This window comes from Aureibaculum flavum, from assembly GCF_016406085.1.
In the GTDB taxonomy this organism is placed as follows: domain Bacteria; phylum Bacteroidota; class Bacteroidia; order Flavobacteriales; family Flavobacteriaceae; genus Aureibaculum; species Aureibaculum flavum.
On sequence record NZ_JAEHFJ010000015.1, the window covers coordinates 42,678 to 60,420 of the forward strand.

Below are 17,743 nucleotides of genomic sequence, written 5' to 3' on the forward strand. Positions count from 1 at the left end.
AACGATGACAAAAAAGAAAAAAATAATCGATAAGGAATTTGGTTTATCGTCTTGGGCAATCAATAATAAGACGACCATGTACGTTCTTATTGCGGTAATTTTCTACTTAGGTATTGCTGCTTTTTTCAGTATGCCTAGGGAAAATTTTCCGGAAGTAAATGAAACAAAAATTTATGTAAGTACTGTTTACCCTGGAAATACTGCAGAAGATATAGAGAAGCTAATTACTGATCCTTTAGAGGATCGATTAAAAAGTGTGAGTAATGTGGTTGAAATCACCTCAACATCTCAAGAAGATTACGCAATGGTTATTGTGGAATTTGATGAGAACATTACTGTAGAGCAAGCGAAACAAAAAGTAAAAGACGAAATTGACCAAGAAACATCAGGTGAAGATTGGCCTACATTTAATGAGGCAAAAGTTGAACCAGACGTGTTTGACTTAAGTCTTTCTGAAGAAATGCCTATTCTTAATATTAATATTTCAGGAAATTATCCAATTGAAAAACTAAAAGAATATGCTGAGTACTTGCAGGATGAAATTGAAGACATACAGGAAATTAAAAAAGCAGATATTCGTGGAGCACAAGATAAAGAGGTAGAAGTTGCTGTAGATATTTTCAAAATGATGGCGGCTGAAGTAACATTTAACGATGTTATTGGATCCATTAATAGTGGTAATGTTACCATGTCTGCTGGTAATTTAATAACTAGTGGACAAAGAAGAACCATACGAATACTTGGAGAAATTCAAAACCCGAATGAATTAGAAAATTTTGTTGTAAAATCTGAAAATGGTCATGCGATATACTTAAAAGATATTGCATCTATAAGTTTTAAAGAAGAAGATAAAACTACTTACGCCAGAGAACATGGAGAACCAGTTGTTATGCTTGACGTTAAAAAAAGAGCTGGAAAAAACATGGTTGCGGCGGCAGAACAAATACAAGTTATAGTTAAAGAGGCTGTAAAAAATGTATTCCCTCAAGATCTAAGTGTAACCGTTGCCAATGACCAATCTCCAAAAACTATTGGTCAAGTAGATGATTTAGTAAACAATATCATTTTTGGAATTATCTTAGTAGTTACTGTTTTAATGTTCTTTTTAGGTTTTAAAAACGCCATTTTTGTAGGGTTTGCAATTCCAATGTCTATGTTTATGTCTTTAATGATATTAGAACTTCTAGGACATAGCTTAAATACCATGGTTCTTTTCGGATTAATTATGGGGTTAGGTATGTTGGTAGATAATGGTATTGTAGTAGTGGAGAACGTATACCGACTCATGGATGAAGAAGGAATGAGTCGTATTGAAGCTGCGAAAAAAGGTATTGGCGAAATTGCTTTTCCTATAATTATTTCTACAGCTACTACGGTTGCGGCCTTTATCCCTTTAGGTTTATGGCCAGGAATTATGGGTGATTTTATGATGATTTTACCAATTACGCTTTCCGTTGTATTGGGATCATCACTTTTTGTAGCAATTTTCTTTAATTCGGTTTTAGTCTCTCAATTCATGAGTATTGACGATGAAAACATGCCATTAAATCGTATCATTAGAACCACAGTTATTATGGCTGTAATTGGTACTTTAATAATTATTTTCGGCGGCGAATATAGAGCTCTAGGAACACTGATGGTGTTTACTGCAATTATGCTTTGGGTGTACAGATTATTTCTGCGTAAATGGGCGAACAGCTTCCAAACTAAAACACTTGTAAAATTAGAGAATTGGTATGAACGAATGCTTCGTGGTGCACTTTCCGGAAAAATGCCATATGTATTAAGTATTGGTACTTTTGTGTTATTAATACTTGCATTTGTTGCTTTCGGTGCTTCATTATCGAGTCAACGTACCAAGGTGGAATTTTTCCCAGATAATAAACCTAATCAAATTATTGTCTATATAGAATATCCAGAAGGTACAGACATTGCAAAAACCAATGCTATTACTAAAGAAATTGAAAATCGAGTTTATAAAACGCTTAATCAAGAGCAGTATTTGGCCGCAGATGGTCAAAATTTCATGGTTGAAAGTACCGTATCGCAAGTTGGTGCTGGTGCTGGAAATGCACAAACAGATATGGGTTCTGCAGCTGAGACACCTCATAAAGCAAAAATTACGGCTTCAATGAGAGAATTTAAATTCCGTCAAGGAGAGGATAGTGAATTATTGCGTCAAGAAGTACAAAAAGCCTTAGTTGGTATTTATCCTGGCGTATTAATTTCAGTTGAAAAAGATGCTAATGGTCCTCCAGCTGGTTCTCCAATTAATATTGAAATTGAAGGTAACGACTATAATGAATTGATTGCTGTTGCAGAAAACATGCGTGAATTTATTAATACTAAAAATATTTCTGGTATTGATGAATTAAAAATTGATGTAAACAAAGACAAACCTGCAATGCGTGTCGTCGTTGATAGAGAAAAAGCCGGTGAATTAGGCGTAAGTGCATCTCAAGTTGGGCAACAATTACGAAATTCTATATTCGGATCTAAAGCTGGAATTTATAAAGAAGATGGTGATGATTTTGATATTTATGTACGTTTTAATAAGGAAAATAAATACAATACCAGTGCCTTATTTAATCAGAATATTACCTTTAGAGATAATACAGGTCAAATAAAAAGTGTACCTATTTCTTCTATTACAACATATGAAAATAATTCAGGATTTAGTGCGATTAAACATAAAGAGACAAAACGTGTTGTAACGGTTTATTCTGCACTATCACCTGGCTACACAGATGCTGGAGCTATCGTAACTCAAATTCAGAATGAAATGAAAAGTTATGAAAATTTACCAGAGAATGTAAACATTGATTATACTGGTCAAATTGAAGAACAAAATAAACAAATGACTTTCTTAGTCGGTGCTTTTTTTACAGGACTTGGTTTAATATTCTTCATTTTAATTTTCCAATTCAACTCTGTATCTAAACCCGCAATAATTATGCTGGCTATTTTCTTGAGTTTTATTGGTGTATTTGGTGGTATTGTTATCGCAGGTAGTTCATTTGTAATTATGATGACTATGGTGGGTATTATTTCACTAGCAGGAATTGTAGTAAACAATGGTGTGGTGTTACTTGATTATGCCCAACTCCTAATTGATAGAAAAAAGTTCAACCTTAATTTAGAAAAAGAAGATTATTTAGAAACAAATGATTTATATGAAGCAATTGTAAAAGCGGGTAAAGCACGTTTGCGTCCAGTATTATTAACAGCCATTACTACAATTCTTGGATTAATTCCATTAGCAATAGGGTTAAATATTAACTTCTTTACTTTATTTAAGGAATTGGATCCTAATATTTACATGGGTGGAGATAATGTTGTTTTTTGGGGTCCACTAGCATGGACAGTAATTTACGGACTATTTGTAGCTACATTTTTAACATTAATAGTAGTACCAATTTTATTTTTTCTAATCACTAAATTTAAGATGTGGTTGCGAACACTAAAGAAAAATGATACAATTGAAACTGTGGGAATAGAAGAAGTAACTCCATAATTTTTAATGTGGGTTTTTAAAACCAAAAACCCACATTAAATAACCAGTAATTTCGCCCAGTATCAGGTGACCAAGTATACTTTACTTCTAGCGGACCTAAAAAAGATTCAATGCTGTAACCCGCAGCAAAACCAAGTTTAGTATTGTCAAAAATTTCTCCTTCATTTAATAAATCATTTTCGACTCGGGCTACATTCGAAATTAAAGAAATATAATTTTTATTAAATAATTCATAACGTAATGTAACCGCTGTTTTTAAAAATGCACTCTCGGCTAAATCAGCAACATCATAGCCATAAAAATTATAAAAATTATTAATATAGTTTTTATTAGCTCCTCCTAAAAAATAATTAAATACTCGTGGACCATCGCCCAAAGTAATTCCGGCCTGAGAAACAATATGAGTGGTAAATCTATTTCCAATTGTAAACGCCCCAGATAACTCTCCTTTTAATTGTGTAAACGGTTTAAAACTATTGTCAAAATTTGAAGCCGTTAAATAAGCATGATAATCTACAAAAAAATAAAGTCCTTTTTTAGGGAAGTACTTATTATCATAAGTATCTAATACCAAATTTGTATATGCACTAACATACGAAGTGTTATCAATAAAATTCTTTATGGTCTGGTTACTTTCTATAGTTTCGAAATAGGTTCTAATCAATTTATTCTCTGCTCCTAACCGTATCGCAATCCCTTTAGTAAATGAATTTTGTAAATATAGCTGCGTTGTAAAATCATTATAATCAATGGGAACTTTACCAACAGTTACACCTGATGCATCATCATTAATTAAATTCTCAAAAAAAGACTTTTCAAAGTTATTATATCGTGTTTTAACACCATAACTCCAATGAAACCCATTATCTATAAAGTAATCTAAATTATACCGAATATTATCTCCTAAAACAAGATCTGCGGAAAGCACATCATTTTTTAAAAGAGCGTGTTTTGAAGTTACGTTTAACAATACTCCTGTTTTATATAAATCATCATAATGGATACCTAATTGTAAAAAAGTAGACATTTCTTCTTCTTTCAATTTTAACTGTAATGTCGTACCTTTTTCACTCGGAAGAAATTGATATTGAATATTTCTGAAATTACCTGTAGCGGATAAATTATTTATTCCCTCCGTAAATTTATCATAAGAGATAGAATCTTTTTCTTTAAAATTTAACTTACCAATGATATATTTGTTCGTGTAATTTTTATTTCCCATGACACTAATTTCGTTTATAATTAGTTTTTCATTTGCAATCGGAATAACTCTTTTGATTCTCTCTTTTGTAATTTGGTTTTTTGCAATTTTTTGTAATGCACCTAACTGTTTATCTGTAGCACTTCTCCCTCTTTCTATGATATCTTTTGTTAAATCAAAAGAAACTACATTAAAGTCACTTATATCTGGATGTATATAAATATCTGTTTGATTTCGCTTGCTTACGGCATCCGTATACATTTGAAAACTTACAATTTGCATTACAATTTCAAAGGCAGAGTTCAATCCTTTTTGCCCTTTTAATTTATCTTGAACATCTATTCCAATAATTACATCTACACCTTTCTCCTTCATTACATCTACGGGGAAGTTATTCGTAATACCTCCATCTGTTAACAATTTTCCATTAATCTCAACAGGATCTAACAACGTTGGAAAAGAACCACTTGCCCTAACGGCTTCAGGTAAAAAACCATCTTCCAAAATTTTTGCTGTGCCACTTTCTAAATCTGTTGCAACGCAAAAAAACGGAATAGGTAATTTCGAAAAATCATTAATACTATGAACATGTTCCGTAAGTTGAGATAAGAGGTTAAATATATTTTGCCCTTTTGAAAGTGCAGTTGGCAACTGAACACCTCCATTTTTTATGGGAAGCGTTAATGCATACTTTTCTGTATTCTCTTTTTGATAAATAGATTTTGATTTTCGAGGTAAATTGTCTTGCATTAATTCATTCAAATCAAAAGCTGTTACTATCGAATCTAACTCATCTGCTGAATACCCCGACGAATATAGTGATCCGATAATAGCACCCATGCTTGTACCTCCAATGTAATCTATCCTAACACCAGCTTCTTCTAAAACTTTTAATGCTCCAATATGTGCAAAACCCTTAGCTCCACCTCCACTTAAAACTAAACCTACTTTTATATCTTTTTGAGGCTTTGGAGTATCCTGCCCAAGCATAACTTGTGCTTGGATAAGTAATAATATGATTACTATTTTTTTTAACATTAAGAGTCCTTTTTCTTTAAATGATAATAATTATACACTTTGGTTGCTCTAGAAGTACCTATTACTTCTTCAATAGCTTTTAGGGATGCTTCAGAAACCCTTTTGGCAGATTTAAACTGTTTTAATAAACTTTCTACAGTTTGTTTACCAATACCAGGAATCTGCTCTAACTCGGTTTGAATAGCACTTTTACTTCGCTTATTTCTATGAAAAGTTATAGCGAACCTGTGAGCTTCATTTCGCAATTGTTGTATTATTTTTAACGTTTCCGATTTTTTATCTAGATACAATGGAATTGGATCGTCAGGATAAAAAATCTCTTCCAAGCGTTTTGCTATACCAATTATTGCTATTTTTTTTCGTAAACCTAACACATCAAGGCTTTTTAATGCTGATGATAGCTGCCCTTTTCCTCCATCAATAACAATTAGCTGCGGTAACTCTTGTCCTTCATCTAGCAAGCGTTTATATCTTCTATGAACAACCTCTTCCATAGAGCCAAAATCATCTGGACCTTCAACTGTTTTTATATTATACTTTCTATAATCGCTCTTACTGGGTTTACCATTTTTAAAAACAACACAAGACGCTACTGGGTGTGTTCCTTGTATATTAGAATTATCAAAACATTCTATTTGACGTGGCTCTTTTGGCAACCGTAAATCCTTTTGCATTTGAGCCATGATTCTGTTAGTATGCCTATCTGGGTCAACTATTTTAATTTGTTTAAAACGTTCTTGCCTAAAATATTTAGCATTTCGCAAGGACAGATCAACTATTTGCTTTTTGTCACCCTGTTTTGGAACCGTCACCTTTATTTCATTACCAACATTAACTTTAAAAGGTACATAAATTTCCTTTGATTGCGAATTAAACCGTTGTCTTATTTCTATAATAGATAATTCCAGTAAATGTTTATCTGTTTCATCTAATTTCTTCTTAATTTCTGTAGTATGCGATTGGATAATAGCACCATTCATTATTTTAAAAAAATTTACATACGCAAAACTCTCATCCGAAATTATTGAAAATATATCTACATTTGAAATTGACGGATTTACAACCGTTGATTTTGCCTGATAATTAGCCAATAAATCTATTTTTTCTTTTATGCTATGAGCTTCTTCAAATTCGTGATTTTCAGCAAATTTGAACATAACATCTTTAAAATGTTCCAATGAAGATTTAAAATTACCTTTAATAATATTTCTAATTGCATTAATATTTTCTAGATATTCCTCTTCCAACTGTAAGCCTTCACATGGGCCTTTACAATTTTTTATATGGTATTCTAAACAAACCTTATATTTACCTGTAGCTATATTTTTTTGCGATAAATCATAAACACAAGTACGTAATTGATAGAGTTCTTTTATTAGAGACAATAAAGCTTTTGCTGTTCTGACCGAGGTATAGGGGCCAAAATATTCCGACCCATCTTTAATGACATTTCTAGTTAAAAACACTCTAGGAAATGGCTCTTTTTTAATACATATCCATGGATATGTTTTATCATCTTTTAATAAAATATTATACCGTGGCTTATATTTTTTTATAAGATTATTTTCCAACAACAAGGCATCCATCTCCGTAGAAACGACAATATGTTTTATGGAAGCAATCTTTTTTACTAAGACTTTAGTTTTACCGTAGTCGTGATTTTTTGTAAAGTAAGAACTTACACGCTTTTTTAAATTTTTGGCCTTACCTACATATAAAATTGCATCATCCTTATCAAAATATTGATAAACACCGGGCGTATTGGGTAAGGTTTTTACTTGAAGTTCTAAATCGGTGTTTTGCATGCAACGAAGTTAAGAAATTAACTCCATTTTAAAATTATGATTTTGGCTTTTCATAATGCGTTACGACTACAGGTGGTTCAATATAATTTTTAGGTTCTTCAACTTTCTCTTTTTTAGGAAAAACCTTTTTATTGAAAATTAGTAGTAACCCGACTCCTGCCGTAATTGATGCATCAGCAACGTTAAAAATATACTGAAAAAACGTGAAATTTCTATCTACAAATAAAGAAAAGTTATTCCCTCCGATACCAGGTATCCAATCGGGCCAATTAAAATCAATCTCAGGAATCCAAGAGGGTAATTGAGCATTTTCTACGATTGGAAAATAAAATAAATCGACTACTTTACCATGAAATAATGTACCATAGCCACCTTCTTCAGGTAAAAATGTTGCTAATGTTCCATGACTGTCACCAAATAAAACGCCATAAAATACAGAGTCAATAATATTACCTAATGCTCCTGCAAAAATAAACGCTATGGCAACAATTAATATTTTGTGACCATTTGATTTTACAGCTGAATATAACCAGTAGCCAATACCTACAATAGCTATTAAACGAAATAAGGTTAAAAATAACTTACCATTAGAACCTCCAAATTCTGTTCCCCAAGCCATGCCGTAATTCTCAATAAAGTGAATTCTAAACCAATCTAAACCCAACACTTTAAAATCATCTCCCAAAACAAAGTGTGTTTTGATATAGATTTTACTCCATTGATCTATCAATAGAATGATTATAATTATAATAACGGCTTTTTTCATCAACGAAGTCTTTTTCTAAAAAGTTTAGCAAAAATAAGAATATTATTGAGTTTCAATAGTCTTAAGGTTAATATTTGCACTGATAGATTCTACCTTTAACAAATTATTATTAATTCCTAAAATCCCTTTTAAAGAAATATCCGTCTTTTGCCATTGTTCTGAAGGAAAAGTAGTTGTAATATCTCCATGATTCGATATAATATTCACCTCAGTGTCTCTAATTGTTGCATTGATATTTCCAAATAGCAATTCTGTAGTTATACTTCCCTTGAAATCATCAATTTTCACATCGCCAGTATTCAACCTGAGATCCATATTACCGGTAAAACTTACCACTTCAATATTCCCATTTTTATAACTAATTTCAACAGCACTCCCTTTAGGCAATGAAAGTTTATAAGAAGGAAATAATGGTTGCAGGTAACAAAATTTTTCGATTTTTGAATTTGGCTCGAAAGGAATTAAACTTTTAGAAATAATTCTAATATTATTTCCAACATTTTCAATTTCTAATTGTGTAGTATTTTCAACGTAATCGACCATTGAAATACTTATTTTTTGATCTTCTGTTCGAACAATCTCTAATAAATCAATATCCTCAAATTGCACTTCAATATTTTGATTATTAAAGTCAACTTCCTTTAGCACCTTTTTTTGAGCACTAATAGATAAAGAAATTAACAAAATAAATATGTAATATAATATTTTCAATTTTTGTTTAAATCTATTCTTGTATTTAAGCTTTTAATTGTGAGTACAAAAGCTTATTCTAAACTTGACCACAATAAATGGAAACTCAATGTAAAGTAATAAAAAAGGCTTCCGAATGGAAGCCCTTAGTTATGATTGCATGTTTTTTGCTTCTATGCTAAGCGTAGCATGTGGTACTAATTTCAAACGTCCTTTTTGAATTAGTTTTCCTGTTACACGACAGATGCCGTAAGTCTTGTTTTCTATTCGTAACAAGGCATTCTTCAAGTCTCTGATAAACTTTTCTTGACGAATTGCCAATTGCACATTAGATTCTTTTGACATAGTCTCTGATCCTTCTTCAAACGCTTTGAACGTTGGCGAAGTATCATCAGTGCCATTATTACTGTCATTTTTATAGGCACTATTAATTAAAGCTAAATCTTCCTTTGCGTTATCAATCTTTTTCAAGATGATTTCTTTAAATTCATTCAAATCAGCATCTGAATATCTTTCTTTATTCTCACTCATATTGATTAATTTTTTTGAATTAATAATTTTGTATTTACATTATCAAATACAATTTCTATACCATCAATTACTTTATCTTCTAAAAGTAACTCGTTCGTTAATGTTTCATTTTTAATATAGGTTGCATTCGCTAAAATGGCATCATCAACTATACCATCTTTTTCTATTTTTAATTTTATTTTATCAGTTACTTCCAATCCTGATTCTTTTCTTAAATTCTGAATTCGATTAACTAACTCTCTAGCAATACCTTCTTTACGCAATTCTTCAGAAATAGTAACGTCTAAAGCTACAGTTAAATTGCCTTGGTTAATAACTAGCCATCCCTCTATGTCTTGTGATGATATTTCCACTTCATCTATGGTTAAACATAAGGTTTTTTCTCCTATTTCTAAAGAAATTTCACCTTCTTTTTCGATAGTGACAATATCATCTTGTGTCAATTTTCCAATTTCAGCCGCTACCAAACGCATATCTTTTCCAAATTTAGGGCCTAATACCTTAAAATTTGGTTTGATATTTTTTACTAAAATTCCTGAAGCATCATCAATCAATTCAATAGCTTTTACATTTACTTCAGATTTTATCAACTCTTCAACTGCTTCAATATCCTCTCTATCTTGATCTCCTAAAACAGGAATCATTATACGTTGTAATGGTTGACGCACTTTTATCATTTCCTTTTTACGTAATGATAATACCATCGAAGATATAGCTTGTGCTTTTTGCATTTTTCTTTCTAAAGCTGCATCAATAAAAGAGGCATCATATTTAGGGAATTCTGCTAAATGTATTGATTCTGGTTCATTACCACTTGTTACATTAGTAAGGTCTTTGTACAATTGATCCATATAAAAAGGTGCAATTGGCGAACTTAATTTTGCAACGGTTAACAAACAGGTATACAATGTTTGATATGCCGATATTTTATCTTGTTGATAATCTCCTTTCCAAAAACGTCTTCTGCTTAAACGCACAAACCAGTTACTCAAATTTTCTGTTACAAAATTCTGTATGGCTCTTGCTGCTTTTGTCGGTTCATAATCATTATAATACTCTTCTACATTCTTAATCAAAGTATTTAGTTCAGAAAGTACCCAACGATCAATTTCTGGTCTCTCGTTGATATCTATATCGTCTTCAGCATAAGCGAATTTATCGATATTGGCATATAAAGTAAAAAAGGAATAGGTATTATACAGTGTACCAAAAAACTTACGTCTTACTTCTTCAATTCCCTCAATATCAAATTTTAAATTATCCCATGGGTTTGCATTTGAAATCATGTACCAACGTGTGGCATCTGCACCATGTGTCTTCATGGTCTCAAAAGGATCAACAGCGTTACCTAAACGCTTTGACATTTTTTTACCTTCTTTATCTAATACCAATCCGTTAGACACTACATTTTTATACGCATTTGAATCGAACACTAATGTTCCAATAGCATGTAACGTATAAAACCATCCTCTGGTTTGATCTACACCTTCTGCAATAAAATCTGCAGGATAAAATTTATTTTCGTCAATTAATTCTTTGTTCTCAAATGGATAATGCCATTGTGCATAAGGCATAGAACCTGAATCAAACCAAACATCAATTAAGTCAGATTCACGTTCCATTGGTTTCCCTGTTGATGAAACCAATGTAATTTTGTCTACTATATTTTTATGAAGGTCTAATAGATTGTAATTTTCTTCAGCCATGTTACCAACTTCAAAATTGGCAAAAATATCAGCATCCATAAATCCTGCTTCAACTGCTTTATTCATTTCAGCTTTCAGCTCTTCTACAGAACCTATTATTATTTCTTCTTTACCATCTTCTGTTCTCCAAATAGGAAGTGGAATTCCCCAAAAGCGTGAACGTGATAAATTCCAATCATTAGCATTTTTTAACCAATTTCCAAAACGGCCTTCACCAGTTGATTTCGGTTTCCAATTAATTGATTGATTCAGTTCATACATTCTATCCTTCTTATCAGATACCTTTACAAACCAAGAATCTAAAGGGTAGTATAAAATTGGTTTATCGGTACGCCAACAATTGGGATAACTGTGCTTGTATTTTTCAACCTTAAAAGCTTTGTTTTCTTCTTTTAACTTAATTGCTAATTCCACATCAACAGAACGTTCAGGAGCTTTACCATCATCGTAATACTCATTCTTTACATATTTACCGGCATACTCACCCATTTCTGGTCTAAATTTACCTTGTAAATTTACTAATGGAACGGGATTTCCATTTTCATCTAACACCAACATTGGTGGAACTTCTGGTTCCGCTTGTTTTGCTACCATGGCATCATCTGCACCAAAAGTAGGAGCAGTATGTACAATACCAGTACCGTCTTCTGTGGTTACAAAATCACCAGCGATAACTCTAAATGCATTTTCTGGGTTTTGATAAGGCAACGTATAAGGCAATAATTGTTCGTACTTAACACCAATCAAATCAGCACCTTTACATTCGGCAATGATTTTGTAAGGAATTTTTTTGTTACCTTCTTTATAATTCGTCAACTCATCTTCAGATTCTACTTCTACAAACTTACCTGCAAACTGACCACCTACTAATTTTTTAGCAAGAATTACTTTGATAGGTTCGAAAGTATATTGATTATACGTTGAAACTACCACGTAATCAATTTTATTACCAACTGTTAATGCGGTATTACTCGGTAAAGTCCATGGAGTGGTAGTCCATGCTATCATGTATAAATTATCAACCCCTTTTAAAAGGTCTGGTAATGTATCAGGTATCACTTTAAACTGTGCAACTACTGTGGTATCCGTTACATCTTGATATGTACCTGGTTGGTTTAACTCGTGCGAGCTTAATCCTGTTCCAGCTTTAGGTGAATAGGGTTGAATCGTATAGCCTTTATACATTAAACCCTTGTTATAAATCTCTTTTAGTAACCACCAAACAGATTCTATATATTTTGGTTTATAGGTTACATACGGGTCATTCATATCTACCCAATGCCCCATTTTTCTAGTCAGTTCTTCCCAGACATCGGTATAACGCATTACTGCTTTTTTACAAGCTTCGTTATATTCTTCCACTGATATTTTTTTACCAATATCTTCTTTGGTAATACCCAATTCCTTTTCTACACCTAGTTCAATTGGCAGACCATGGGTATCCCAACCTGCTTTACGCTTTACTTGATAGCCTTGTAAGGTTTTATACCTACAAAACAAATCTTTAATAGTACGAGCCATAACATGATGGATACCTGGCAAACCATTTGCTGATGGTGGACCTTCGTAAAACACAAATGGTTTATTAGCATCACGCGAAGTGATACTTTTTTGAAATATATCGTTTTCTTCCCAAAATTGTTGGGTTTCATCAGCTACTTTTGATAGGTCTAAACCTTTATATTCTTTAAATGGCGTACTCATTTTCTTTCAAAATTCTTTCGAGTCGCGAAATTACGTATTTTATTGAAAATATTGATTTATAGACACAAAAAAAAGCATCTTAAAAAATTCTTAAGATGCTCTTTTATAATTATATATTCGTTTGATTTTTTATTTTCTTATCACCACAAATTCTGTTCGTTTATTTTCTAAATGTTCCAGTTCCGTACATTTTACGTTATTGGCACATTTATTAAGTAACTCTGTTTCTCCATAACCCTTGCCAGTTATTCTACGTGGGTCTAAGCCTTTTTCAATAAGATTGTCTACTGTAGCGGCAGCTCTACTTTTAGTTAAGCTTAAATTATAGGCATCTGGACCTCTTGAGTCCGTATGTGCACCAAATTCAATGACCATTTTTGGATATTTACTCATCAATCGCATTACTTTTTCTAATGCTCTTTCTGAAGCTTCTGTAATTTCAGCTGTATTTATTGTAAACGTAATATTTGGAACATTTAAGATTTCATAATCTTTTCTGTTCATAAACTCTTTCTCTTCGATAAAGATAACCTCATTGTTGTCATAACCGTTTTTATGCGAAGTACTTAAATTTATAGTATTACTAAAGTATCCATTTTTCGTAACTTCTATGGTGTAATTTTCTGCACAATCTACTCCAAAATAATAAGTACCATCAAAGGCAGTTTCAATTTTACGAATATGGTTACCATTTTCATCAATTAACGCAACAAAAGCGTTTCCAACTCTATTTCCGGTAACTTTATCTTTAATAATACCTGTAGCAATTTGATCACAAATAGCTATTGTTGTTTTTTGTTTAAATGAATAAATATCATCGTCACCCATTCCTCCATTTCTATTGGATGAAAAATACCCTTGCAATTTATCACTATCTATAATAAAAGAGATATCGTCTCCTTTACTATTCATTGGCTCTCCTAAATTTATAGGCTCGGGAATTGAACCGTCTAATTTTGTCATATATATATCAAAACCACCTTTGCCTCCTGGTCTATTAGAAGAGAAATAAATAACATCACCATCAATATAGGGTGAGTATTCTTTATATTTAGAATTTATTGTTTTACCTAAATTAATGATTTTTCCATAATGCCCTTGGTTTAAATCCACCACAAAAATATCAGTATCGCCCATTGTTCCTGGCATATTAGACACAAAGTATAGCTTTTTACCATCTGCACTTATCATCGGATGTCCTGTATCATAATCATCATCATTAAAGGGTAATGAAGAAAAATCTTTCCAATGTCCTTTTTTATCAACTGTAGCTCTAAATATTTTAAGTCCGTCGGATTTTAATTTTCCACCCATATAATTATTCGAGGTAAAGTATACCTCATCATTATTAGGTGTAAAAGCCACAAATGCATCGTGATATTTGGAATTTAAATCACTGGAAAAGGGTTTTACATTGGTAATTTCACCTTGGTTGGTAAGATCACCTATATATAAATTTAAAAAAGGTTGATCATTATCTTTCCATTTTCTCTTTGATAAACCCGCAGTTTTTCTACTTGAAGAAAAAACGATTTTATCTTTACCCATAAAAGTGGAACCAAAATCTTGATATTTGGTATTAACCTTAAGGTTTTTAATACTATACTCTGCACCTTTAATAGAGTCTGCTCTTTCAATTTGTGCAAAAGAAAAAAGGGTGCTTACAATAAAAAATATATTTATTAGGGTTCTCATTGGGGTAATATCTTGTTTGTCTAATTCAAACGTTATGCCAAAGTATAACACTATGTAAACGAAAAAACCTTCAAAATATTTGAAGGTTTTTTCGTTTTATATGTTTTAGTTACATTCTTATAATTACAAATTCAGAACGTCTATTTTGCTGATGTTGTGCATCAGTACATGGAGTGTTATCATCACATTCATTTACTAATTGCGTTTCTCCATAACCTTTTCCTGCTATTCTTGAATAATCAATACCTCTTCCAATAATATACTCGACAGTTCTTTTAGCTCTGTTATTAGATAACCAAATATTATAACCTGCCGGAGCTCTTGAATCGGTATGAGACGCCGCTTCAATAATCATCTTAGGATATTTATTCATTAAATCAACCACCTTTTGTAATTCAGTCTTAGCTGATTTACTTAAATATGAAGAATTTAAATCAAAATAGATCGGTTCGATGTTTACACCATAATTACCTGAAGGTAATCTAACTATTTCATCTGGTAAAACGTCTGGTAAACCTTCTGGTTTTTTATCTACACCCTCTCCCTGAGTACCTTGAGTACCATTATTATTATTATTACCGGCATAATTCATATTACCCGCACCTAATAATAAAGGCATTTTCAATTCCTTATCAACATCATTAGATGTAGTAAAGGAAATCGATTGAGGTGCAAATCCAATCTTCTTACCTTCTAACTTGAATTCAGTTTCACATGCTACTTCAAATGAAAAAGTAGCATCATCTTTAACAATTACCGTTTCAATTACATTTCCGTCTTTATCACTTAGAATAACCTCAGAACCTGCCAATAAGCTAGTAGAAATTTTATCTCTTACATCACCAGTAACCATTTGTAAACATTTGAAATCAACTGGTTCTTCTTCTATAAACGAATAAATATCATCATCTCCTTTACTGCCTTCTTCTCTATTTGAAGAAAAATACCCTTTTCTTGTTTCTCCATTGATAATAAAAGCAAAGTCATCTCCTGCAGAATTGATACTTAAGTTTACTGGGTTTGTTATATATCCTTTTAATTTACTTGCATATATATCAATACCACCTTTTCCTCCACTTCTTGTAGATGAAAAATATAGTATGTCTCCATCTACAAATGGAAACCAATCTTTAGCTTTAGAATTAACTTTTGGCCCTAAATTTTCAGGATTGCCAAAACCACTTTCATTAACTTCTACTTTAAAAATATCCGTTTCGCCTAAAGTACCTGGCATATTTGAAGTGAAATACAATGTCTTTTCGTCATCACTTAGTGCCGGATGACCTACTGAATATTCAACATTATTAAAAGGCATTGGTATAATATTAATCCATTCCCCTTTATTATTTACTGTGGCTTTAAACATGGCCAAGTTTGTATACCCTTGATTGTCTATTCCTAGTTTTTTATTGTAGTAATTATCTCTTGTAAAATAAACAGTTTTACCATCTTTTGTAAAAGTTACACTAGCCTCGTGGTATCTTGAGTTAACTTCTCCTTTAAGTTTTCTTTTATTTGCTATTGAACCATCTTCACTTATATCACCTTCATATAAATCTAAAAAGCGTTGTCCATTTGGTTCCCATACATCTCGAATGACTCTAAAGCCACGTCTTGGTGCCGCAAAAACCAATTTATCAGTTCCGTGAAAAGCTGTACCAAATTCAGATTGTTCAGTATTTACTTCTAAATTATTTATGGAAAATTTACCGCCGCCATCTTGGGCATAAAGGCATACTACACTTAGCAATAAAACTATTACAAGATATTTTTTCATTATTAGGTTATTTTTTTTCTATTAACATTTTGCCTTTTTCATAGCTTTTAAGCGTAATTTCTTACAATTATGCAAATTAGAAAATGTTAAAAATTCTAATTATTACCTCTAATAACGTCATCATATATAGTTATAGTATTGTTTAGGTTAAATAATTTAATTATTAAATTATCCTAAAAATCTATTAACCCTAAAAATAATGTAAAATATTGTAAATAAATTATGGTTGTTATAGAGTTATTTTAATTTACTTTTCCCATTACCCAAATTGTTCATTTATTACTAAGAACAATTCGAATACTAATTTTTAATCTCTTACTTTTTTAAAAGAATCTAGGTGATTTCAAATTTTTCTTTGAAAAATCTATATCCCACTGCATAAATACTTCATGAGTACCACTGTTGTAATTTCCTAAGTTTGTGGTTGTATAATCATATGCATAACCGATACGTAAATCTCTAGTTACTCCAAAATTAATTAAACCACTTACTGAATCTCCAAATCGGTAACTTGCCCCTAATTCTAAACGATCATTAAATAAAAAGTTTAATGAACCGTCTAAAGACAATGGAGAACCTGTAACAGCTTTAGCCATTACAGATGGTTTAAACTTTAATGTTTCTGATAAGTTAAATACATAACCTACTGTACCAAAATAATGCATCTTCTCTGAAGCTTTACTTATGGTACCATTATCTTGCTCTAAATGTTTAGTCTCTAATAAATTTGGTGCGGATAAACCTACATAAAATTTATCTGTATAATAATAAACCCCAGCTCCAAAATTTGGTAAGGTCTCATTCACATTATCAGAAAACAGCGGATCTACTCCGGGTGCTGTTTGTGGTAAAACCAGCGACAATAAACCTACATCAAAAAAGGTAATCCCTCCTTTTAAACCGAAGGCCAATCTACCTTCTTCAGATGTGTTTATTGTATAACTTACATCTGCATAAACATTCGTCTCTTTTACTGGACCATGTTCGTCTAAAATGGCTGAAAAACCACCTCCTAAATTTTTACCTAATGGGGCATGAATAGCCATAGTAGCCGTTTTAGGAGCTCCTTCAATACCAACCCATTGTAATCTACCTAATAAGCCTATACTCAAGGTTCCTCGAGAACCTGCATAAGCAGGATTCACAATATTCATGTTATACATGTATTGTGTATACTGAGGATCTTGTTGACTAAACCCAGTAATGCTTACTAAACTTAATACTATGAGTAAAAATGATGATAATTTTCGCATAATTTTACTTTAATTTTTAAAGAAATTTATTCCCGTAACTGTTTAAAAGATGCTCTAGAAGTA

10 protein-coding genes are annotated in these 17,743 nt (G+C 31.8%); 1 reads left to right on the forward strand and 9 read right to left on the reverse strand.

All coding sequences use genetic code 11. The features are described from left to right. Window positions 1-4: 4 nt before the first annotated feature. Window positions 5-3,514: an efflux RND transporter permease subunit gene (locus tag JBL43_RS19365; protein WP_198843009.1), complete on the forward strand. Its 3,510-nt coding sequence runs from the start codon at window positions 5-7 to the stop codon at window positions 3,512-3,514. A 16-nt stretch (window positions 3,515-3,530) separates the two neighbouring features. Here the strand turns inward: JBL43_RS19365 and JBL43_RS19370 are convergent, their stop codons facing one another. The 9 genes from JBL43_RS19370 to JBL43_RS19410 form a co-directional block, all read right to left on the reverse strand. After that, a complete protein-coding gene (locus JBL43_RS19370) occupies window positions 3,531-5,753 on the reverse strand; it encodes a patatin-like phospholipase family protein (RefSeq protein WP_198843010.1) in 2,223 nt (740 codons plus the stop codon). After that, window positions 5,753-7,558 carry an excinuclease ABC subunit UvrC gene (gene uvrC, locus JBL43_RS19375; protein WP_198843011.1) on the reverse strand — a complete coding sequence of 602 codons (1,806 nt, stop codon included), beginning with the start codon at window positions 7,556-7,558 and terminating at the stop codon, window positions 5,753-5,755. Before uvrC ends, JBL43_RS19370 begins: the two co-directional genes overlap by 1 nt. Before the next feature lie 34 nt (window positions 7,559-7,592). Then, on the reverse strand, window positions 7,593-8,324 hold the full coding sequence (locus tag JBL43_RS19380) for a lipoprotein signal peptidase (protein WP_198843012.1): 732 nt from the start codon (window positions 8,322-8,324) through the stop codon (window positions 7,593-7,595). 42 nt (window positions 8,325-8,366) lie between these two features. After that, window positions 8,367-9,035, reverse strand: a complete 669-nt coding sequence (locus JBL43_RS19385; protein WP_198843013.1) for a DUF4097 family beta strand repeat-containing protein — start codon at window positions 9,033-9,035, stop codon at window positions 8,367-8,369. A 129-nt stretch (window positions 9,036-9,164) separates the two neighbouring features. Next, window positions 9,165-9,545, reverse strand: a complete 381-nt coding sequence (locus JBL43_RS19390; RefSeq protein WP_198843014.1) for a TraR/DksA family transcriptional regulator — start codon at window positions 9,543-9,545, stop codon at window positions 9,165-9,167. 5 nt (window positions 9,546-9,550) lie between these two features. Then, window positions 9,551-12,955: an isoleucine--tRNA ligase gene (gene ileS / locus JBL43_RS19395; protein WP_198843015.1), complete on the reverse strand. Its 3,405-nt coding sequence runs from the start codon at window positions 12,953-12,955 to the stop codon at window positions 9,551-9,553. A 129-nt stretch (window positions 12,956-13,084) separates the two neighbouring features. Beyond that, window positions 13,085-14,650 carry an OmpA family protein gene (locus tag JBL43_RS19400; RefSeq protein ID WP_198843016.1) on the reverse strand — a complete coding sequence of 522 codons (1,566 nt, stop codon included), beginning with the start codon at window positions 14,648-14,650 and terminating at the stop codon, window positions 13,085-13,087. 109 nt (window positions 14,651-14,759) lie between these two features. Continuing rightward, complete coding sequence (locus JBL43_RS19405) at window positions 14,760-16,427, reverse strand: OmpA family protein (protein ID WP_198843017.1); 1,668 nt, start codon at window positions 16,425-16,427, stop codon at window positions 14,760-14,762. 323 nt (window positions 16,428-16,750) lie between these two features. Continuing rightward, window positions 16,751-17,680 (reverse strand): PorP/SprF family type IX secretion system membrane protein, encoded by a 930-nt coding sequence (locus JBL43_RS19410; RefSeq protein ID WP_198843018.1) that lies wholly within the window; start codon window positions 17,678-17,680, stop codon window positions 16,751-16,753. Window positions 17,681-17,743: the final 63 nt, after the last annotated feature.